The organism is Rhodococcus sp. 2G (genome assembly GCF_001886355.1).
Taxonomy (GTDB): domain Bacteria; phylum Actinomycetota; class Actinomycetes; order Mycobacteriales; family Mycobacteriaceae; genus Rhodococcus; species Rhodococcus pyridinivorans.
Genome location: NZ_CP018063.1, coordinates 821,393 through 842,205, shown reverse-complemented (window position 1 = coordinate 842,205; position 20,813 = coordinate 821,393). Strand labels below are relative to the sequence as shown.

The window sequence follows — 20,813 nt, the reverse complement described above, 5'->3', positions numbered from 1 at the left end:
CTCACACGTCGCGCTGCCGAGGCGCCGGTCAGGACAGGATCTCGACGTACCCTTCCGTGCCGTGCACGCGGATGCGCTGTCCGTCGCGGATGATGCGGGTCGCGTCCTCGACACCCACGACGGCCGGCAGCCCGTACTCGCGCGCGATGACCGCGCCGTGGGTCATCACGCCGCCGACCTCCGTCACCAGCGCGCTGACGGTGACGAACGCCGGGGTCCAGCTGGGGTCGGTGAACGCCGTGACCAGGATGTCACCGGGTTCGAGATCGGCCCGGTCCATGTCGGTGACCACGCGGGCGCGGCCCTCCACGACACCGGTGGACACCGCGATACCGGGTAGCGCCCCGTCGGGCAGGCCGTCACGGCTGTACGCACCGGTGAGCGTCTCACCTGTCGACAGCAGCACCCGAGGCGGCGTCAGTGCGGCGAACGATGCGAACTCCCGCTTCCGCTCTGCAACGAGGTCACCGACCGGTTGTGGCGCGCGAACCACGTCCTCGAGTTCGTCGAACCGCAGGAAGAAGATGTCCTCCTCGTCGTCGATCACCCCGGCTCGGACGAGACGTTCCGCCTCCCGCAACAATGCCTGCTTGTAGACGAAGTAGCGGCCGATCATGCCGTACTTCGGATACTCCCGATATCCCGCGAACGCGCGGACCCGGTCGACGAGCCTCTCGATCTCCCGCTCCTTCTGCTCTCCGTCGGGCAGACCCCGCACACGTTCGAGGAGTTCGCGCTTCTTCTCCTCCGCCTGGCGGCGACCATCGTCGAAACGCTGTGTCGCGGCACCAGTTTCGAAGTTGTCGAGATTGCTCACGATCATCGGGACCAGCATCGTGGGGCGCTCACCCCATCTGGGCCGGGTGATGTCGATTTCCCCGACACACCGCCTGCCGTACTTGTCGAGGAAGTCCTCGAGTGCCGCTCGTACCTGCGGTCCGCCCTCACGCGCGCCGAGTTCGTCGAGGAAGCGTGCGTCGTCGAAGCCCTCCTCGTCGACTTGCCGCAGGAACGCCACGACGTCCGGGTACGGGCGTGCGGCATCGGCGACGTCGAGCAGCGCCAACCCCATCTCCGAAGTGACGTTGTAGGGCACCGAGCGCGAGACGACGTCCGCAACGTTCTTCTCCCCCAACCATTTCTGCCCCACCTCGTTGAGACGCTCGGCCGCTTGCATACCGGCGGCGAGCACCTCTCCGACCTGTTTACCGAACAGCGAATCTTGCAGTTCGCGGATGTCGGCGCGGATGAAATCGAGCAGTGCCGAACCGGTTTCGTTCTCGATGCGACGCGCCGATTCGGCGATCGCGGCCTCGTTGCGCGCGACGAGTTCGGGCACGACGGCCGGGTCGATCTCGTCCGGAGCGGGTGGCAGGCCGACCCGCGAGGCGGCAGGGTCATCCGGGCGCGTCGGGACGAATCCTCGATCGAGCACGGTTCGCAGCGCGTCGCCGAAGAGCGGGTCGGACCTGCCGATCATGTCCACGATGCCCGGTCCCTGGGTGGGTGAGGCCAGCATGGGCGTGACGTCGACGAACAGCCGCCCACCCGCGTGTCGCATGGGCGCACGGCTGGTCAACTGCCACACGGAGATTCCCAACGGTTTCAGCGGATCGGTCATCATCTGCTGATGTCCGACGGACAGGTACACGTGATTGTCGTCGTCGCCGGCCTCCGGGACGGGGAACAGCGTGGTGATCGGTCGACTCTGCACGATGTGGAAGACGCCGTCCGCCAGGCACCATTCGATGTCCTGGGGTCGCCCGAAGTGCGCTTCGAGGCGCCTGCCCAACCCGACGAGTTCGACGAGGTGCGTGTCGCTCAGCACCGGTGTCTCCTGCCGTTGCGTCCGGTCCACGACCTCGTCGGCACGCACCGCGTACGCGTCGGCGTTCACTAGGCCCGACACCAGGTCGTCACCGAGTCCGGCGACCGCATCCACCCGGGACACCGTGCGGTCCGAAGTGACGGGATCGGCGGTGAACAGCACACCCGATGCCTGCGGGAACACCATCCTCTGCACGACCACGGCCATGTACACCTTCCGGTGGTCGAAACCGCTGTTCACCCGGTAGGCGACGGCACGCTCGGTGAACAACGAGGCCCAGCACCTGCTCACGTGCCGGAGAACGTCCTCGACACCCCGGATGTCCAGGTAGCTGTCCTGTTGCCCGGCGAACGACACCGTCGGCAGATCCTCGGCGGTCGCGCTCGAGCGCACCGCGACGGGCACGTCCTCCCCGAGTTCGCGGACCCGCGCGGCGATCTCCTCCGCGATGTCACCGGGGATCGTGCACTCTTCGATCTCCGTACGGATCTGTGTGCTCAGCGCTGCGATGTCGTCGGGTTCGGCCTTCGCGAGTCGCTCGAGCAGGTCGTCGACACGCGGTAAGTCGGAGAGCATCGTTCGATAGGCGTCCGTCGTCACGCAGAACCCGTCGGGCACGTCGACGTCGGCGGCGGACGTATTGCCGCGGAGCGGCACGAGGCGCCACAACTCCCCCAGGCTCGCTCCCTTGCCACCCACGATCGACACCGCCGTGCGGTCGATCTCCCGAAAATTCTGTATGTAACCCATTTCAGCTCCCCACCTGCGGCTTCAATGCTGTGTGGGCGAGTATGAACCCACTTTTCGATCCTCATGAGGGCCGAGGATCCGGTATAACGTGAGAAGGGGGAGACGAATTTCGACGCTACAGCGGCGCGCCGAACTGCGAGCCCAGCCGCAATGCTTGGTCCGCCACCCGTTCCGCCAGGTCGACCCGCTCCTCGAGACTGCCGGTGAGCATCACCCACGAGCGTCCCGCGGCAGTGAGCGCGTCGACGAACCACTCCGTCATCTGCGCGCGGATGTGTTCGCCGTCCCGGATGCCGTCCTGCACGAACGGAACACCGTTGTGGTCGGTGAGCAAGTACAGCGCTCGCCGGTCGCGGACACCGCGCCACGCCCGCTCACTGCTGCCGAGATAGCGTCGCTCCCACACGGTGGTCGCGAACGCGTCGGTGTCGCAGACGAGCAGCGGAGACCCTTCCCGTGCTGCCTGTTCCTCGAGTCGCGTCTGTTCGACGGCGATGTTCTCGAAATCGTCGCCGGTCCAGATGATGTCGCTCACTTCTCCGGTGCGGAGCTTGTCGTAGGTGACCTGTCGTCCGTATTCCGGCACCCAGCCGGTTCGTTCCCACACACCACCGCGATTTCGGAATCGACGCACCAACTCTCGGCTCACGGTGGTGGTGCCCGTGGATTCGGAGCCGAGGACGACGATGCGGGTCGTGAGGCCGGCACGGGCCGGTGCGTCGAGATCGTCCCAGCGCCCGGCGAGATCATTACGGCAGGCTGTGCCGGAGGCGGGATGCGCGACACGGAGCGGGTCGACGCACACGTGCGTGGCCGAGAAGCGTCGCGCGAGCTCGTCGCCGTACCTCTCGCTGGAGACCACCGCGTCGACCGGAACATCGGTGACGGTGCGCGCGGCTGCTTTCATACAGGCGACCTGCGCGGCCCATACGGTGTCCGATTCCAGGTCCATCGGTGCGTCGCACGGAACTCCCGTCACGGTGACCGTCGTGTCGACGGCGTGTGATTCGCGCATCCACGACACGCGGTCACCCAACGGAATCGTCTCTGCTACAGAGGACATGACGACGACGGTGACGCGTTCGGCGATTTCCGCAGCGCGCCGGACGAGGTGATGGTGACCGACGTGAGGTGGATAGAACTTCCCGATGACGAGTGCGTGCCGATACATCACTGCACCTCCACCAGTTGCCGCTCGACCGCCATGGAGCGTCGCCAGGCAACCAGGCCCCGAATGCACAGGAGCAGGAAACCTGCGTACAGCAACGCCGTGAGCGTCAGTCCCTTGTGCAGGTAGAGCGGGATGTAGATCAGGTCGGCGACGATCCACAGCAGCCACGACTCCCACCGCTTCTTCGCCTGCCCCCACGTCGCGAGCAACGACAGCACGGTGGTGGTCGCGTCCCAGAACGCGACGGTCGAGTTCGTCGCGACCTCCAGCAACGCTGTCAGCCCGATCACCGCAGCGACACCGACGACCGCGAGCACGCTCCACTCGGTCGTGTTCGTGCCCGTCACCGGCAGGGCATCCCCGTCCCTGCCCCGCGCCCAGTTGCTCCAACCCCACACGGCGAGCACGATGTACACGACCTGCAGTCCGGAATCGGCGTAGAGTCCGGCGGTCGCGAAGAGCAGGATCCACACGAGGTTGTTGGCGATCCCGATCGGCCAGTTGAGGATCGACTGCCGTCCCACCAGATACACGCACCACGCGCCGCTGACGAAGCCGAACACTTCGGCCCAGGTGGTGGGCGTACCGAGTGCGGTGAATGCCGTCGAGTTCAGAAATGCGATCATCATCGCCGCCTTTCGCTTGTGGCAGCTATTAGATCATGTTTGCTCTAACTGATGCAACGGTGAAATCGACTTCGGTGTTCTCGACGGCGCTATACGACGTCGAGAACACCGAAGTTTCGGAGGATCAGCGGGGGTCGGGGCCCTCCACGAGCGGCAGGGATTCGTCGGCGGTCCACGCGTTGAGCGAACCGTCGTACACCGCAACGTCCGACCGACCTGCAGCTGCGAGCGCGTGCGCGAGTCCGGAGGCCGCGATGCCGCCGCCACAGTAGGTCACCGGCTTGACGTCCGGATTCAGGGCACCCGCCTTGTCGAAGATCTCGCGCAGTTCCGCCGCCGGCTTCAAGCGTCCGGTCGACGGGTCGACGAGGTCGCCGAAGGGGATGTTGATGCTGCCGGGGATGTGTCCGCGCCGCGGGTAGGACGGGCTCTCGCCGCCGTAGGTCGCAGGATCCAGGGCGTTGATGATCAGCGTGTTCGGGTCGTCGAGCGACGCCGCGATCTCCTCGGTCGACCGCACGAGCTCGGGCCGATGCTGCGAGGTGAAGGTCGCGCCGTGCGGGACCACCTGCTCGTCGGAGACCGGATAGCCGGCAGCCTTCCAGGCGGGCAGTCCGCCGTCGAGCACGGCGGCGTCGTCGAAGCCTTCGAGCCGCAGCTGCCACCACAGTCGCGCGGCCCAGATGCCGTTCTTCTGGTCGTACAGCACCACGCGGCGTCCCTCACCGATGCCGACCGCACCGGCGGCGGTGGCGAACCGTTCCGACGACGCCGCGGTGAACGGTTGCGGCGCTTCGTGATCGGAGAAGTCCGTGAACAGGTCGGCGTAGACCGCGCCGGGAATGTGCTCTTCCAGGTAGGTCGCCAACCCGGGTTCGATGTGCACGGACCCGTCCGGCGGCGTGCTCAGGTGCACGGTGGCGTCGACGATGACGAGGTCCTCGTCCCCCAACTGCTCGTACAGCCACTCCGCGGAGACGGTGTTCGGCTTCGTGTCGCTCATCGAGGTCCTCCTCTGCTCTCGGAATCTCCTTCCAGTAGAGCAGCCATACGACTTGGGTGGGTTCGTCCCCGCTGAGCGGTGTCTAACCCACCGAGATCGGGCGGGTGTTCCAGCTGTCCTCGACCACCCGCGGCTTGCAGGCCTGATAGGCGCCGGCCACCAGTACCGCGACGGCGACCGTCATGAAGGCGAACGAGGCCGCCCAGCCCGAGGTGAGGTCGTGGAAGACACCGAACAGCAGCGGGCCCAGGCACGCCACGGTGTAGCCGACACCCTGGGTGAATCCCGACAGGGCTGCGGATCCGGCGTGGCTGCGGGAGCGCAGATTGATGAGGGTCAGGGCCATCGGGAACGTGCTCGGCCCGAGTCCGAGCAGCACGATCCACAGGATCGGTGCGCTCATCGGCGCGATCCACAGGCCTGCGAAGGCGACGAGGAAGCACGACGCGCACGCCACGACCACGGGGAACGGATTCGTCATCCGCGCGCACAGCGACGGAGCGCCGAACGCGGAGACGAGCCCGAGCAGAGCGAACAAGCCCACCATCGCGCCTCCGAAGGCGGGGCTGGCACCGGCGTCGGCGAGGATGTCCGGGATCCACGTGAACATCGAATAGGTGACGAGCGACGTCATGCCGAACATGCCGGCCATCCCCCAGCCCACCGGCGACCGCCAGACCCTGCCGTCGGCGTTCCGGTCGACGGGAGCCACCTCCCCGGCATCGGCATTCCGATGACGTAGCAGCACCCACACCCACGGCACGGCCGCGGCGAATCCGACGAGCGCCCACACTCCGAGCGAGACGCGCCAGCCGAAGGCGTCGGCGAGAGGAACCGCGACGAAGGCGGGCACGATGGTGCTCAGTTGCACGCCGACGATGTATACCGAGCTGACGAGTGCCAGCGTGTCGGAGAAGTAGCGCTTGACCAGAGGAGGGATGACGACGTTGCCGATGCCCATCCCACCGAGCGCGAGCCCCGACAGGAGCAGCAATGACCAGGTGTCGGTCATGAGCGCGCGGGTCGCCATGCCCACGCCGGCCATGAGCATTGCGATGAGCGCGGTGCGTTCGAGTCCCCATCGTCGGCCGAGCGCCGGGGTGGCGAGGCCGAAGGCCGCGAACATCGCGGTCGGGATCATGCCGAACACGCCGACGACCGTGGACGAGAAGCCGATCTCCTCACTGATCTGCGCCGCCAGAGGGCTGAACGAGGTGACCGCAAGTCTCAGCACGAGGGCCGACATCGCGATCGCACAGAACACCAGCAGCCGGCCACGCAGAAGACTCACACCGGAAATCATAGGATGATGGGATGACTTCGGGAAAACCTGTTCAGCGAACGAACCTGATCGAGCAGGTCACCGAGCAGTTGCGCAGCGAGATCTGCAGCGGTCGCTGGAAGGTCGGTGAGAAGATCCCCACCGAACCGCACCTGTGCGAATTCACCGGCACCGGCCGCAACACCGTCCGCGAAGCCGTGCAGGCCCTCGTCCACACCGGCATGCTCGAACGTCGCCAGGGCTCGGGCACCTACGTCCTCGCGAACTCCGACGTCACCGGCACCCTCGGCAAGTATTTCGCCACGGCCCACGAACGCGATGTGCTCGAACTGCGGCAGGCCCTCGACGTCACCGCCGCCGTCCTGGCCGCGCGCCGGCGCACCCCCGACGACGTGGCCCGGCTCGAACAGTTGCTCGCCGAGCGCAACCGATTGTTCGCCGGATCCGACATCGACGCCGCGGTGGCCGCCGACGTCGCCCTGCACCGCGGCATCGTCGAGGCCAGCCACAACGCGGTGTACCTCGAGTTCTACGACTCGCTGCTTCCGTCGATCCGCCGCACCATCGACCGGCACGTCCGCGTCACGGGCCTGGGTTTCGAACCCGAACACACCACCTTGGTCGCCGCCGTCATCGCCGGCGACGAGGACGCCACCGTGGAGGCGGCGCAGGGGCTCTTCGCGGAACTCACCGACTGACGCCGCCGCTCATCGAACCCCGGCCGAACGCAGGCCGTCCGCGAGGGTGTACGCCTCCGGAGAGCTCAGGAGAAGTTCGTCGAACTCGACGCCCGGGCCGCCCAGCGCGACGCGCAGCACCGGATGGCCTCGCTTCATGACGACCAGGCGTTTGATGCCGCGCGGGTGCCGGAAGGTGCCCACCTTCAAGAAGCCGGAGATCACCATGCCCGATCTGATGCCGAGGATCTCGGACGTCCATCCCGGAAGGACCTCCACGCCGGTGATCGCCGAGATCGGCACCTCCATCGCGGTTCGGCGGACCATGAAGGCTTCCCACCGAGAGAAGGACAGGTGGAGGGTTGCGTTGTCGTATGCCGTTCGGGCCATGACGTCGGACCTTCCGTCGACGGTAAACTGACTACAGCACTGAGAACATTATCACGGTGATAACAATGATGGGTAGGTACCGATGGCGAAGACGTCCCCGATCGCGGAAGTCGTGCTGCACCCGGTTCGACTGCGGATCGTGCAGCAACTCGGAGGACGGCAGCTGACCACGAGCGAACTCCGGTCGGCACTCCCCGACGTCACCCAGGCCACGCTCTACCGGCACGTCGCAGCATTGATCGACGCCGAGATCGTCACCGTCGTCGACGAACGTCGCGTGCGCGGAACCGTCGAACGCACCCTCGCGCTCGGCGACCGCATGGCACACGTCGGCCACGACGACCTCGCGGCGATGAGCGACGCCGAACTGCGCAATGCCTTCGTCACCTTCCTGGGTGCGCTCGGCGAGAGCTTCGACAAGTTCATCGGGGACGACGACCGGAGCCTGCGGGACTATCTGGGTTTCGGGACCACCCCGCTCTACGTCACGACCGACGATCTCGCGGATATCCAGAGCAGGCTCGCCGACATCCTCGCCCCGTATCGCACGGATACCGGTGACGACCGGATGCGCATCACCCTGACGACCGCGGTGATACCGGTTCCTCCTGGCACCGCGTCCGAAGAGGGGTAGGGCTCGGCAGAGGAACAGACCTCAGCGGAACTCGTCGACGTGCGCGTCGGCCCACTGCGCGAAGATCGTCGTGGGCCGGCCGAAGTCGAACCGATGTCGGACGGTTACGCCTTCCCGTACCGTGTCTGCGGGAGGTAGACATGACAGTTGCCGGTACGTTGTTCCGTCTCGCAGGCCCCTTCAACTCCATGGTCATGGCAGCCGCCGGTCTACCCGTCATCGGTAACCGGATCCGCAGCTATGTCGCACCGATCAGGTACACGGGTCGAAAATCCGGCAGGACGATCACGTTGCCGATCAGTTACCGACGTTCGGGCGACTCCGTGATGATCGGCGTCGCGATGCCCGACGAGAAGTCCTGGTGGCGCAACTTTCTCGGCGCCGGTGCTCCCATGAGCATCCAACTCGACGACGAGGAACGCACCGGCCACGCCGTCGCGACCCGCGACGAACGCGGTCGCGTCGAGGTTGTGCTGCAACTCGATCCCGCCTGATCCGGTCATCCGAGACGAGCGGGGCACTCAGCGGCACAACGCGGCATATCATTCCGGTGAACAACGCGCGTAACAGAATTCGGCGGCGGTAACCTGAGCGGTACACGACATCATCACGATGCCGTTGGACACCATCCGGAAAATTTCGCTGGGATCCTCTCGGAGGCCGACGTGCGTGGATTCGGTATCGATCTCGGAACAGCCAACACCGTAGTCGGAACGCCCGACGAGGGCATAGTGCTCAACGAGCCGTCGCTGATGATGGTGCGGACGAAGGAGCCGCGCCGAGCGCTCGCGATCGGCAAGGAGGCGAGCGACCTCGTCGACCGCACACCCGGTGGGATCACTCCCGTCCACCCGATACGCGACGGAGTGATCGTGGATCTCGAAACGGCACGGACATTCGTCACGGCCGTGCTCGCCCAGCTCGCGCCCCGACGTCGCTACGGCATCCGGCCCGTGGGTGTCATCGCAGCTCCCGCCGGGGCCACGCCGCTCGAGCGTCGTGCGCTGCTCGAGGTGGGGCACGAGGCCGGTCTGCGGAAGGTCGGGTTGATTCCCGAGCCGGTCGCCGGTGCCATCGGGTGCGGGATCGACCCGCTCGAGCCCCGAACCCATCTCGTCGTCGACATCGGCGGCGGCACTGCGGAAGTCACCGCTCTCTGCTACGGCGGTGTCCTGTCGCACCGCAGTTGCCGCATCGCCGGGGACGACCTGACGAGCGCGATCCTCCGGTATCTCCGCGCCGAACACCAGATCATCGTCGGCGAACTCACTGCCGAGCGCGCCAAGGTGGGTGCGCCCGAGACCGCCGACGAACGGTCGCTCGTGGTGGAAGGTCGCGACGCCGCGACCGGCCGCGCGCGTCTGGTGACGCTCGAGACCGAAGAGATCATGGATGCGGTCCGGCCCACCACGACGAGCATCGTGCAGACGCTGTCGAGCTGCCTGGACGACCTGCCGCCGCGCGCGATCAGCGACGTGATGTCCGAAGGCATCCTGGCGATCGGCGGAGGATCGATGCTGCGCGGCGTGCCGCAACTGCTCGAGGAGGCCTTCGGCCTGCCGGTGAAGACTGCCGAGCGTCCGCTCACCTGCGTCGCCGAGGGCGCGACCTCGTGCATCGAACACGCCGACGTGATCGCCGCCTACGCCGCCTGACCTGTCAGGGATTCGGCGTCCGGAGCTGCGCGAGGTAACGCTCGAGCAGACCTTTGACGACCGGTCCCGAGGTGGCCGATCCGAAACCACCGCCACGTACCAGCGCTGTCACCACGACCTCCGGCGATTCGGCGGGCACGACCGCGGAGAACCACGCGTTGAGTCCCTTGCCCGGTGCCGAGGGATCCTCTGCCGTGCCGGTCTTGGCGGCGGCCGTGACCGGCAGGCTCGCGAGCTGACCGGCGGTGCCGGCCGAGGCCGACGCCCGCATGCCGGCGCGCACCGGTTCGAGTTTGTCCGCGAACGACAACCGGCGCGGCTCCTCGGTGGGAATCGGAACTGCGTCGCCGGGTCCGTAGGCGGCAGCGAGCTTCGGGGTCACCATCTGCCCCGACGCGATACCCGCCGTCCACCGCGCGACCTGGATCGGCGTGGCCGTGACGGTGCCCTGGCCGATACCCATGAGCAGGGTCGAGCCCGGATACCAGGCACCTCCGATGCTCTCGACGTTGTCCGGGGTACCGAGGAAGCCTGCGGATTCGGCGGGCAGGTCGATCCCCGAGGGAGCACCGGCGCCGAGTTCGGCGGCGGTCTGCGCGATGCGGTGGGGACCGAGGAGGTCGGCGAGTTGGTAGAAGTAGACGTTGTCGGACCACTGGATCGCCCCGAGCAGGTTGTTCGGGCCCATCGGCTGCCAGTTGGCGAAGGTGTGACCGCCGTAGGTGTAGGCCGCGCCACCCGCCAGGAAGGCATCCGGTGACAGCACGTCGAACGCGGCGTTCGTCGACGCTGTCACGATCTTGAACGTCGATCCTGGTGGTGCCGCCGTCTGCACCGCGTGGTTGAGCATGCGGCCCGGACCCGATGCCGCGGTCTGCGCCGCGATCGCGGCGAGGTCGGCCGGGGGTCCGTAGACGTTGTTGTCGTAGCCGGGAACGCTGGCCAGCGCCAGCACCGCGCCGGTGCGGGCGTCCATCACGACCGCGGCGCCGAGGTCGCCTCCGCTGGTGCGCACCGTCTGGGCGAGCGCGTCGGTCGCGGCCCGCTGCATGCCGACATCGAGATGCAACCGCAGGTCGTGGCCGCGGATCGGATCCACCCGCTCCCCTGTGCCCACCGGACGTCCTGACGGATCGACGTACACGCACTGCTTGCCGTCGACGCCGCGCAGCAACGCGTCGTACTGCCGCTCGAGCCCGGCCTTGCCGACCCGAGATCCGAGCGCGAGGGTCGGCCAGAGTTCCATGTCCTGCTCGTCCGCGATCCCGACGTATCCGAGGAGCGACGCCAGCATCTCCCCGTGCGGGTACTGTCTGCGGCCCGTCGGGTAGACGAGCACCCAGGGCAGCCGAGCGTCCACGATCGCCCGGGCCTGTTCGGGCCCGACACGTCCGAGCACGACCTGGATCTCCCCGCCCGTACTGCTCCGCAGTTCCTCGTCGAGCTTCTCCAGTGGCATGCCGAGCAGCGCGGCGAGTTCGTAGCGCGCCGACGGGGCACCTTCGGCGAACATCCGGGCGACCACGGCGACGGTGTACTCGGCGACGTTGGTCGCGACGGGAACGCCGGTCCGGTCGAGGATCTGGCCGCGCTCGGCGGGCAGACGGATGCAGCGGAGCATCTGCGTGTCGCTCGTCGCGCGGAACTCGGTGCCGTGCGCGGTCTGCATCTGCCACGCGAAGACCGACATCGCGGCGAGCGAGGCCGTCAGCGTCAGCGCACCCACCGACACTCCGCGCGGCAGACGGCGCTTCTTTGGTTCGGTCACCCACAGCGGCCGGGTCACGCCGTCGCGGCGCACCGCGAGCACCAAGCCGATCGAGACGAACCCGATGATCGAGGCGGTGCCTCCGTAGCTGAAGATCGGGATCGGCATGCCGGTGTGCGGCAACAGCGACAGGCTCTGGGCCACCGACACCACGGTGTGCAGCCCGAACACACCGCCGATACCCGCTGCGACGAGTGCCGCCTCCCGAGTGCGTGCGACGCGGGCGGCGACCACGGAACGCCACACGATGATCACGACGGCCGCCACGACGGCGATGCCGGCCACCAGGCCCCACCCGTACACGAGACTCGCGAAGGCCAGGTCGTGTTCCGATTCGGGGAGATATTGCGCCCGCAGATCGTAGTCCGGTTCGCGCCCGAGACCCCACCACCCCGCACTGCCGATCGCGATGTCCGCCTGCCATGCGGCCCAACCCGATCCCTGCGGGTCGGCGTCGTTCGACAGGAAGACGTGGATCCGCTCGAGCTGGTACGGACGCAGGAACAGCACGGCCATCGGCAGCGAGGCGAGCCCGAGCGCGAACAGCGGGAACAGCGACCGCAGCGGGACTCTCGCCAGGATCAGCATGAGCAGCACGGTCGCCACGAGCACCACGGCGGTCGAAAGGTCGGGTTGCAGCGCTACCAGGGCGATCGGCACCGCCGACACGATCAGGACGCCGACGAACCTGCCGAGCGTGTACCCGCCGGCCAGTATTGCGGCGGGAACCATGACCAGCGCGAGCTTGGCGATCTCGGAGGGCTGCAGGGTGAACACGCCGAGATCCAGCCAGCGTTGAGCGCCCTTGGTCGCGATACCCACCAGCGGCACCGCCGCGAGCAGGACCACCGAGGCGGTGAACAGTGCCCACCCGAACCGGCTCAGAGCGGCGATCCGCATGCGCGAGGTCATCCACATCGCGCCGATCCCCACGGCGGCGAGCGCGGCGTGACGCACTGCGAGCGACGACATGCCCGTCGAGATCATGTTGAGCATGCCGAGAGCGACCAGGGCGACGGCCGCCGCGACGAGCCAGGGATCGGATGGGTGCCTATCCGCCGTCACGAGAGCCCCCGGGCACGCAGGCGGCATTCTCGGTGGGAACGTACACCGGCTCGGACGCGGCCGCTGCAGGAACGGTGGTGACCGCGGCGACGGCGAGTGCCGACCCGGGTGGCAGGTCGACGCTTCCGATGCCGTAGGCCTCCGGGCTTCCCGCCGGCACCGGCAGGGTGATCGCCCGGCCCGGCAGTGTCGCGCCCGTACATCGGTCGTAGACGGTCAGATTCCACGTGACCGCACCGATATTCGCCGCGGGGTCGAGCCCGACGTCGACGCGGACGGTGCACGATCGTCCCGGCTCGCACGGACCGTTCGCGAAGCTCGCGGCGACCTGCGTGATCGGTCCGGCATTTCCGGGAAGACCGGTGTCGACGGGACCCGGCACGCCCGCCTCCGGTGCCGCTTCGGGCACCGGTGGCGGTGGTGAGACCGGATCGATCCGGTCGTCCATCGACGAGTCCACCGGGTCGAGAAGGGTGTGCCAGCCCCGATTCAGTTCCGACCACGCTGCGGGAGCCACCCACGCCAGCCCGACGAGCGCGATGATCGCGAGCAATGCGATGACCGTCCGGCGTCGCGGCAGCCGTCGCTTCTTGCGATGCCATACCTTCCCGGCCGGCGGGCGACGTCGATTCGGGACGAAGGTCCTCTCTTCCGTCACGCGCGGCACGTCTGCCCGTTCCGCCGTACCGTCCACCGGACGAGCATGCTCCTTCACCACCGAGACGAGCGCGGCGATCTGCGATCGTTTCCTTCCTACCTCGGTTTCGTCGAATTCGGTTGCGGCAGCATAACGAACGCGTCTCGCCAGGCCGACGAAATCCGTCGACTCGGCGATCGCCGCGTCCACTCTCTCCTCGAGCGCTTCGTTGCGGCAGTTCGTCACGATTCGGCGAAGAAGTCCGGACGTCGCGTCGCGCACCTCACCCCAGGAGCCCGCGTTCTTGACGCAGTCGATGGTGAGCTGACCGTTCTCGGACACCATCACGGCGTCGCCTCGGAGGCGGATCGGATGGTGGCCCCGGGTGTGCGCGAGTTCGAGTTGATCGACCGTATCGGTGACGAGCAGCGCGGCCTGCGCAGGCGTCAAAGTCGCTACGGCAAGCAGTCTTCCGAGTTCTACGCCGCCCCCTGCGTCGTCGTCCGTTCGCGTGGGCGGTCCGGATCGAACCTCGACGGGCTCGTAGTCTCTCGCATGGATTCCCAAGACTGCTTCGATCATCGCGCATCCCGAAAACGCCAGGCCTCCCGCAGGTGTCAGCAGACCGGAGCGGGCGGGTGAATTGACCTTGAATTGCCTTTCCCACTTGACGACTCGTTACCGAAATCCATTGTGTGTCATTTGCGCAAGAGTTGCCTCGACTTTCGAACGAAACCTTGCGACACTCCCGTCCCGGAGACTGTTACCCCCGGGAACACCCAACGATCACTCGCCGTCCGCATACACCGTGTCGGGACGCGCCAGGAAGTGGCGTCGGGCGTCGAACGGTTCGAGCCAGACCTGCACCGTGGCGAACAGTCCGCGCTGCGGGAGCCGGAAGTCACCGAAGCGGTCCTGCTGGGTCAGTGGGCCTTCCGGCCCGAGATCCACTCCCCGGACGACGGCGCGTTCCGTGTGTGCGGCCCACAGTTGCCGCGGGTTGGCCCGGAACCACTGCCCGTTCGGCAGGTGCCCACCGAGTCGCATCCGGCCGGCGCCGAGCGCCGGTCCTGCGATGCGACCCATCGCGGCCAGCACCGTCGGGCTGTGCCAGAGGGCGTCAGGCATGAGACTGCCCGCTGCGTTCATGACGGTGGTCGCCGGCGAGGTGGTCATCCGGAGATCCCACTCCAGTTCGGTACCGACGGTCACGTGCAGGTCCGTGGGGTCGGTCCACTCGGCGCGCACGTCGGTCTGCTCGGTGCGGCTCAGCGCGCGACCGAGATAGCGCGGGCAGCTCAGTTCGGCCGGGACGTCGCTGTACACCGTCCATGCGCCGTCCGGGTCGCGGTGCCACACGGACGTGAAGCCGGCGCCGATGCTGTTGGTCGGGAATCTGCGCAGCGCGAGATAGTGGCCGCTCGCGAACGGCGCGCCGATCACGGCGTAGCCGGCGAAACGCTCTCCGTAAACCCGGGGCAGTTCGCAGGACTGCTGGGCGGCTGCCTGCGGGGTGATGGTCATGTCGTCCTCCTCGATTGCGGGTACTTCGATCCTGTGCCCGCCGCCTCCGCACGTCATGAGGCCGCTGCCTCATCTTTCGGACCGGGCATCGTGCGAGGACACTGAGTCCATGACGTCCACGGGTGACGGTCCGCGACGGGCGGAGCTGGTCGCCGCGCTGTCCCTCGCGATCGATCTGGGTCTCGGTCAGCCGATGGAGCACATGCTGCGCTCGGCGGTGATCGCCACGCGCATCGCCGACCGGATGGAGCTGAGCGCCGACCAGAGGGACGTCGTCTTCTACGCGAACCTGGTGGCCTGGATCGGATGTCACGCGGACTCCCACGAACTGGCACGGATGTTCGGCGACGACATCGCGTTCCGCGCCGACACCTATGCATTGGACATGACGGGACTCCCCTTCTTCCGCATGCTGATGGGCCACAGCGGGCGGGGACTGCCGTACGCTGAGCGCTTCTTCCACGCCACGGCCTTCCTGTTCACCGCGCGCCGGCAGGTGTCCGAACTCATCCGATCCCACTGTGGGTCCGCGAGTGTTCTCTCCGATCGCGTCGGGCTGGATCCTCGGGTGAGCGCGATGCTGACCTTCACCTTCGAGCGCTGGGACGGTGCGGGGCTACCTTCGGGCGTTCGCGGCGACGAGATTCCGGTCGAGATGCAGATCGTGCAACTGGCCGACGTCGCCGAGGTGTATGTACGTCTCGGCGGGCCCGCGCAGGCGGTCGCTGTCGCTCGTGCGCGAAGCGGAACCCAGTTCGGCCCTCGTGTGGTGCAGGTGTTCGTCGACGACGTCGACGCCATCACGGCGGGTGTCCTCGAACAGGACGCATGGTCGGCGGCGCTCGCCCAGGCGTCCGATCGTGACTACATCCTGAGCAGACCCGAACTGGACGAGATGCTGCGCGCGATGGCGGATTTCGTCGACCTCAAATGTCCTTACCTGTTGGGGCATTCGAGACGCGTGGCGGATCTGGCAGCAGCTGCGGGCCGGCATCGCGGACTTCCGGTCGACGAGGTCGAACTCCTCTACCGCGCAGGTCTCGTGCACGGACTGGGACGGATGGGTGTGCCCAATCAGATCTGGGAGAAGGTCGGTCCGCTCACCACCGCGGAATGGGAGCGGGTCCGCTTGTATCCGTATCTGACCGGGCGGATCCTCAGCCGTGTCGGAGGGTTGGAGGCCGTCGTCGCCGTCGCTGTGACGCACCGCGAGCGACTCGACGGCTCCGGATATCCCGGCGGACTCCGGGCCGCCGACCTGAGCGTGACGGCGCGGATCCTCGCCGCGGCGGAGACCTATCAGCGGCTACGAGAGCCTCGACCGCACCGCAAGGCACTGACGGCCGAGGCCGCGGCGGCCAGGATGTGCCGCGACGCGCAGGCAGGCCGACTCGACACGGAAGCGGTCGAGGCCGTGCTGCTCGCGGCCGGGCACCCGACGAAGCGACGCACGCCTTGGCCCGCGGGATTGACGGGTCGCGAAGTGGAGATCCTCAGACTCGTCGCTCTGGGATATTCGAACCGGCAGATCGCCGACGAGTTGGGCATCGCCCCCAAGACGACGCGTAATCACGTCGAGCACGTGTACACGAAGCTCGACGTCCACAACCGCACACAGGCCGGACTCGCCGCGATCGACCTCGGCCTGAGCTGATCCGCGTGGACTCAGCCCCACTATCCGAGGTCGAACCCACACAGCAGTGTCCGTCTCAGACGATGCGCCAGATGTATGCCGAGGTGCTTCAGGACTGGGTACTTCCTCGCCTCCGCACGCGATGGCGCGACGAGCCGGAAGATCTGGTGTTCTCGACCGTCATATTCGCCGTCGAGAACACCGGATCGGAACGGCGTCCTTGTCCCCTTACCGCGGGTCGTCGGAGTGGCTGACGATATTCACGACCGTGCCGTCCGGTGCGCGCACGAAGAACCGCCGCACTCCCCACGGCTCCGTCGTCAGCGGATGCACGATCTCGAACCCGCGACGCTGCGCCTCCTCGTAGGCCGCTTCCACCTCGTCGCCGACGTGGACGGAGATCGCCGAGTCCACGGGAGCCGTCTCGTCGCCACTGACCAACTGGACCACGGCACGACCATCCGGAGTGGCGAACCGCGCGACCCATCCGAGATTCATCTCCTCGACGCTCAGCCCCAGATAGTCCGCGTAGAAGCTCCGCACCTCCCCGATGTCCGGGACGTTGATGTTCGTGGTGATGCCGGTCGGACGCATGCGGTCACTCCTTCGACGATCCTCGGTGGATTCGACCCGCTCAGCGGGGTTCATTCCACACAAATCGGGTAATGGGTCATCTCGAATTCGAGTACACCACTACCCGCGCTTCGGAGTCCCGAGAATGAGTACGCAACCCGGACAGTGGCGGCTGTTGGACGAAGCCCAGGCCGCCGCACTCTCCCTGGCCGACGAATCGCACACCCCGCCCCGAGAGGGATGAACTCACCGTCGCTCTGCGAAAGTTCTTCCGCAACAAGGGCGCCGACTACCTCGATGATCCGAACGTCTCGTCTGTCGGCGTCGGATACAAGCATGTGGACGGCAAACCCACCGGCGGGCTCGCCGTGCAGTTCACAGTGAATGAGAAGGTATCGAAGCCCGAAGCTCTCGAAGCACTGGGCACCTCCCCGCTTCCCGAGAGCATCACCGTGAACGGTGTGAAGGTCCCGACCGATGTGATCGAGCGGTCGTACGAACCCGCATTCCATCGCGCCCCGGAAGCAGCGACGCCGCCCCGGAAGACGCGACGACAACCGGATAGGACGACTCGTGCGGTCGCACCTGGGCCGGCCGGGGACTGTGCCGTGGCGACGGTCAAGGATCGGCAGTTCGATCCGGAGATCTGCGGGCTCGGCACGAAGTCCATCGGTGCGTTCGAGATCGGACCCGCTCCGAAGCACCCGGCAGCCGACGGTGAGATCAGCAGCGGCGGCGACTCGGGAGCGGCGTGGATGCTCCGATCCGGAACCGGTGCGGCAACGATCACCGTCCTGGCCGGGCTGCATTTCGCCGGCGAAGCGAACGGCAGCTCCGACGAGCACGCGCTGGCGTGCCTGCCGCAATCCGTCTTCAAGAAGCTGGGTGTGACCCTCACCCCGCCGGCCCGGAAGAGGCGGTCGCGAACGTCGGTTACGACCCGAACTTCCTGTCGACGCCCGTCCCGCTTCCCGAAGTGAAGCCCGACATCGCGAAGGCGAACGACGGGCTCCGAGGTCCTGCACTACACGCACTTCTCGCTGGCGATGCGCAAGTCGCGTCGGTTCGCCGCATGGGTGGCGTGGAACATCGACGGCGGATCCATGAAGAAGGTCAGCCGCAAGAACATCGACTTCGTCAACGATCCACGTCTGGCAGCGGACGCCCAGGCCGGCAACGAGCTGTATGGAGCGAACGGACTCGATCGTGGGCACCTCGCACGACGCGCCGACCTGCTGTCGGGCAGCACGAGCGAAGCAACGAAGGCGAACAGAGACTCGTTCTTCTACACCAACATCACCCCGCAGATGGACGACTTCAACCAGAGCGCCCGCGACGGCGTCTGGGGCAAGCTCGAGGACGCGGTCTTCGCAGATGTGGAGGTCGACGACCTGAAGGTGTCGGCGTTCGGCGGCCCCGTGTTCGCGGACGACGACCGCGATTTCAGGAGGGTGAAGATCCCCCGCGAGTTCTGGAAGGTGCTCGTGTTCATGGAGAACGGCGAGCTCGAGGCCCGAGGCTTCCTGCTGAGCCAGAACCTCGACCAGCTCGAGGTGCTCGACCTCGACGAGTTCCGGGTCTTCCAGGTTCCGCTGGCCGAGATCGAACAACGCGCCCGGCTGCGGTTCCCGCAGGCGTTGCGAGATGCGGATCTGCAGGTTGCGGCGGAGACGATCGCCGAGCCACTGGATTCGGTGGCCGCCATCCACTGGTGACGTCTCGCATAGGCGCGGGAGCGGTTGCGTCCCTTTAACTCTCGCGCGCTGAACCGAGGCTCGCCCCGCGTGTAGCGCGAGCGAACCTCGGTTCAGCGCGTCAAGTTGCGCCTGTTACAGTCTCCGCGCCGGTCCCGAGGGGGTCGAGATCAAGTCGAAGGGGGCACGTGAAATCTTTTCTGCTGCGCAGGGTGCTGCCGATAGTCGGCGGGATAACGGCGCTGCTGCTACTTCCTCGAGTGTCCGCGCTCCTGGGTCCCGAGATTCCATCGGTACCGACCTTGGTACCGACGACATCCGCTCCATCCACACAAACGGGCCCACGAACTTTTCCCCCGCCATTGCCGGAGGGGTTCCCCTCCATGTTGCGTCCACCGCCTCAAATGACCGCCGCGCCGGGCGGTCCGCAACCGATCAGCACCAGATACGGTCTCACATACGATATTCCGGCGGACTGGACCAACGACTATCGCTCTATCGCTGGGTGGTCGAACAAGGACGACCGGGCGAGCTTCGGGGCAATCGGGCATTTCGGCGAAGGGTACTGCTCAGAGAACGACGGCGCTCAACTGGCGATGTCGGGTGCCGCAGGTTCACGGGGCCTCGATCTTCTCGCGGTCGCGTCGAAGGAGATTCGAGCTGTCGAGTGGATCTTCGGTGACGACGCGGGCACACTACCGACGGTCGAGTACGCCGAACCTGTGTGGTTCGAAGTGGCCGGCCGTCCGGCCGTCCGACTCTCCGCCCACGTCACGGACATCCCGCAGGTCAGCGAGTGTGACCCCGAAGCCGCCTTATTCGACATTGTTGCGACACCTGGATACGCCAGTGCGGAAACCGTGGTGCTGATGGTCGAGATACACGAAGGCATCGACGGCGCATACGATGTCGGTGTCGCAGACGAGATCATTGGGACACTCCGGCCGACGTAAGTAACTTACCAAGGCCAACACCACCTCGACCGACCTGCGAAATCCACGAGCGGCAACGTGCGGCCACGCACCGCGCTCGACGAGTCCAATGGGGCCACCTGTTACAGTCTCCGCGCCGGTCTCGAGGGGGTCGAGATCGAGTCGAAGGGGGGGCACGTGAAGTCGTTTCTGCTGCGTAAGGTGCTGCCGATAATCGGCGGGATAACAGCACTGCTGCTACTTCCTCGGGTGTCCTCGTTTCTCGGTCCCGAAGTCCCGTCCGTATCTACCTTGGTGCCGACCACGGTCGCGGCACCGAGCCCTTCTACACCGCAGACCACGCGACCTCCCCTTCCGGAGGGTTTTCCCTCCATGTTGTTTCCCCCACCGAAGATCGACGTCGAGCCAGGGCAAACGCAACCGATCGACACCAGATACGGCCTCACCTATGAGATTCCGGCGGACTGGAAGAACGACCACGGCGCTAGCTCCGGATGGTCCGGTGAGGAAGGTCATGCCGTCTACGGCAGCGTCGGTTCGTTCGGCTACGGGTCCTGTCCCGAAAAGGACGGAGGCTGGCTGGCGATGTCCGGCGTGGCGGGCTCGCGAGGTATCGACCTCGAAACCGTAGCTACCGAGAGGATCCGAGACGTCGAGTGGATCTTCGACGACAACGCCGGCACGCGGCCGACAGTCGAGTACGCCGCCCCCGTATGGTTCGAGATCGCTGACCGCCCCGCCGTTCGAATTTCCGCCCGTATCACTGATATTCCGCAGGTCAGCGGTTGCGAACCCGACGCCGCCCGGTTCGACATCGTTGCCACCCCGGGCTATGCGACGGCGCAGACCATGGTGTTGATGGTGCAGGTCAATGAAGGCGCGTACGACGTCGACGTCGCCGACGACATCATCGCAACGCTCCGACCGTCTTGATCGACTTTTGGACTCATTGACACCGCAGCACTGTGCAG

19 protein-coding genes are annotated in these 20,813 nt (G+C 66.8%); 9 read left to right on the top strand and 10 right to left on the bottom strand.

What is annotated here, in order from left to right; genetic code table 11:
• Positions 1-28 precede the first annotated feature (28 nt).
• The 5 genes from BO226_RS03925 to BO226_RS03905 form a co-directional block, all read right to left on the bottom strand.
• Positions 29-2,578, bottom strand: a complete 2,550-nt coding sequence (locus BO226_RS03925; RefSeq protein WP_071934657.1) for a phosphoenolpyruvate synthase — start codon at positions 2,576-2,578, stop codon at positions 29-31.
• Between the two features lie 115 nt (positions 2,579-2,693).
• The gene (locus tag BO226_RS03920) at positions 2,694-3,749 is read right to left on the bottom strand and encodes an AAA family ATPase (protein ID WP_071934656.1); all 1,056 of its coding nucleotides are present in this window, start codon (positions 3,747-3,749) and stop codon (positions 2,694-2,696) included.
• The gene (gene pnuC / locus BO226_RS03915; protein WP_071934655.1) at positions 3,749-4,378 is read right to left on the bottom strand and encodes a nicotinamide riboside transporter PnuC; all 630 of its coding nucleotides are present in this window, start codon (positions 4,376-4,378) and stop codon (positions 3,749-3,751) included. The genes BO226_RS03920 and pnuC overlap by 1 nt, the downstream gene beginning before the upstream one ends.
• A gap of 121 nt (positions 4,379-4,499) precedes the next feature.
• Entirely contained in the window at positions 4,500-5,378 is an 879-nt protein-coding gene (locus tag BO226_RS03910; RefSeq protein WP_071934654.1) for a sulfurtransferase, read from the bottom strand.
• An 82-nt stretch (positions 5,379-5,460) separates the two neighbouring features.
• Positions 5,461-6,681 carry an MFS transporter gene (locus BO226_RS03905; RefSeq protein ID WP_071934653.1) on the bottom strand — a complete coding sequence of 407 codons (1,221 nt, stop codon included), beginning with the start codon at positions 6,679-6,681 and terminating at the stop codon, positions 5,461-5,463.
• Positions 6,682-6,692: 11 nt separating this feature from the next.
• Here BO226_RS03905 and BO226_RS03900 point away from each other — a divergent pair, with 11 nt between their 5' ends.
• Positions 6,693-7,358: a FadR/GntR family transcriptional regulator gene (locus tag BO226_RS03900; protein WP_071934652.1), complete on the top strand. Its 666-nt coding sequence runs from the start codon at positions 6,693-6,695 to the stop codon at positions 7,356-7,358.
• Positions 7,359-7,367: 9 nt separating this feature from the next.
• Here the strand turns inward: BO226_RS03900 and BO226_RS03895 are convergent, their stop codons facing one another.
• Positions 7,368-7,727 carry a hypothetical protein gene (locus BO226_RS03895; protein WP_033098043.1) on the bottom strand — a complete coding sequence of 120 codons (360 nt, stop codon included), beginning with the start codon at positions 7,725-7,727 and terminating at the stop codon, positions 7,368-7,370.
• An 82-nt stretch (positions 7,728-7,809) separates the two neighbouring features.
• On the opposite strand from BO226_RS03895, the gene BO226_RS03890 reads away from it, so the two are divergent.
• From BO226_RS03890 to BO226_RS03880, 3 genes are all read left to right on the top strand, one after another.
• Positions 7,810-8,361: a helix-turn-helix domain-containing protein gene (locus BO226_RS03890; protein WP_019288188.1), complete on the top strand. Its 552-nt coding sequence runs from the start codon at positions 7,810-7,812 to the stop codon at positions 8,359-8,361.
• 140 nt (positions 8,362-8,501) lie between these two features.
• Positions 8,502-8,855: a hypothetical protein gene (locus tag BO226_RS03885; RefSeq protein ID WP_006552824.1), complete on the top strand. Its 354-nt coding sequence runs from the start codon at positions 8,502-8,504 to the stop codon at positions 8,853-8,855.
• 171 nt (positions 8,856-9,026) lie between these two features.
• Positions 9,027-10,016, top strand: a complete 990-nt coding sequence (locus BO226_RS03880; RefSeq protein ID WP_071934651.1) for a rod shape-determining protein — start codon at positions 9,027-9,029, stop codon at positions 10,014-10,016.
• A 4-nt stretch (positions 10,017-10,020) separates the two neighbouring features.
• Here the strand turns inward: BO226_RS03880 and BO226_RS03875 are convergent, their stop codons facing one another.
• The 3 genes from BO226_RS03875 to BO226_RS03865 all read right to left on the bottom strand — a co-directional run bounded on the left by BO226_RS03875 (position 10,021) and on the right by BO226_RS03865 (position 15,010).
• Positions 10,021-12,849: an FtsW/RodA/SpoVE family cell cycle protein gene (locus tag BO226_RS03875; RefSeq protein ID WP_071934650.1), complete on the bottom strand. Its 2,829-nt coding sequence runs from the start codon at positions 12,847-12,849 to the stop codon at positions 10,021-10,023.
• On the bottom strand, positions 12,836-13,936 hold the full coding sequence (locus BO226_RS03870; RefSeq protein ID WP_071934649.1) for a hypothetical protein: 1,101 nt from the start codon (positions 13,934-13,936) through the stop codon (positions 12,836-12,838). Before BO226_RS03870 ends, BO226_RS03875 begins: the two co-directional genes overlap by 14 nt.
• 336 nt (positions 13,937-14,272) lie before the next feature.
• Entirely contained in the window at positions 14,273-15,010 is a 738-nt protein-coding gene (locus BO226_RS03865; protein ID WP_071936346.1) for a hypothetical protein, read from the bottom strand.
• Positions 15,011-15,119: 109 nt separating this feature from the next.
• Between BO226_RS03865 and BO226_RS03860 the strand changes: the two genes are divergently transcribed.
• Positions 15,120-16,664: an HD domain-containing phosphohydrolase gene (locus tag BO226_RS03860; RefSeq protein WP_071934648.1), complete on the top strand. Its 1,545-nt coding sequence runs from the start codon at positions 15,120-15,122 to the stop codon at positions 16,662-16,664.
• A gap of 207 nt (positions 16,665-16,871) precedes the next feature.
• Here BO226_RS03860 and BO226_RS03855 read toward each other — a convergent pair whose 3' ends face one another.
• Positions 16,872-17,237: a VOC family protein gene (locus BO226_RS03855; RefSeq protein WP_071936345.1), complete on the bottom strand. Its 366-nt coding sequence runs from the start codon at positions 17,235-17,237 to the stop codon at positions 16,872-16,874.
• Positions 17,238-17,554: 317 nt separating this feature from the next.
• Here BO226_RS03855 and BO226_RS27900 point away from each other — a divergent pair, with 317 nt between their 5' ends.
• The 4 genes from BO226_RS27900 to BO226_RS03840 all read left to right on the top strand — a co-directional run bounded on the left by BO226_RS27900 (position 17,555) and on the right by BO226_RS03840 (position 20,775).
• The gene (locus BO226_RS27900; RefSeq protein ID WP_232238053.1) at positions 17,555-18,196 is read left to right on the top strand and encodes a hypothetical protein; all 642 of its coding nucleotides are present in this window, start codon (positions 17,555-17,557) and stop codon (positions 18,194-18,196) included.
• A gap of 66 nt (positions 18,197-18,262) precedes the next feature.
• A complete protein-coding gene (locus BO226_RS27895) occupies positions 18,263-18,931 on the top strand; it encodes a DNA/RNA non-specific endonuclease (protein ID WP_232238052.1) in 669 nt (222 codons plus the stop codon).
• A 383-nt stretch (positions 18,932-19,314) separates the two neighbouring features.
• Positions 19,315-19,863 carry a hypothetical protein gene (locus BO226_RS03845; protein ID WP_156895106.1) on the top strand — a complete coding sequence of 183 codons (549 nt, stop codon included), beginning with the start codon at positions 19,315-19,317 and terminating at the stop codon, positions 19,861-19,863.
• Between the two features lie 351 nt (positions 19,864-20,214).
• Positions 20,215-20,775: a hypothetical protein gene (locus BO226_RS03840; protein ID WP_071934646.1), complete on the top strand. Its 561-nt coding sequence runs from the start codon at positions 20,215-20,217 to the stop codon at positions 20,773-20,775.
• Positions 20,776-20,813: the final 38 nt, after the last annotated feature.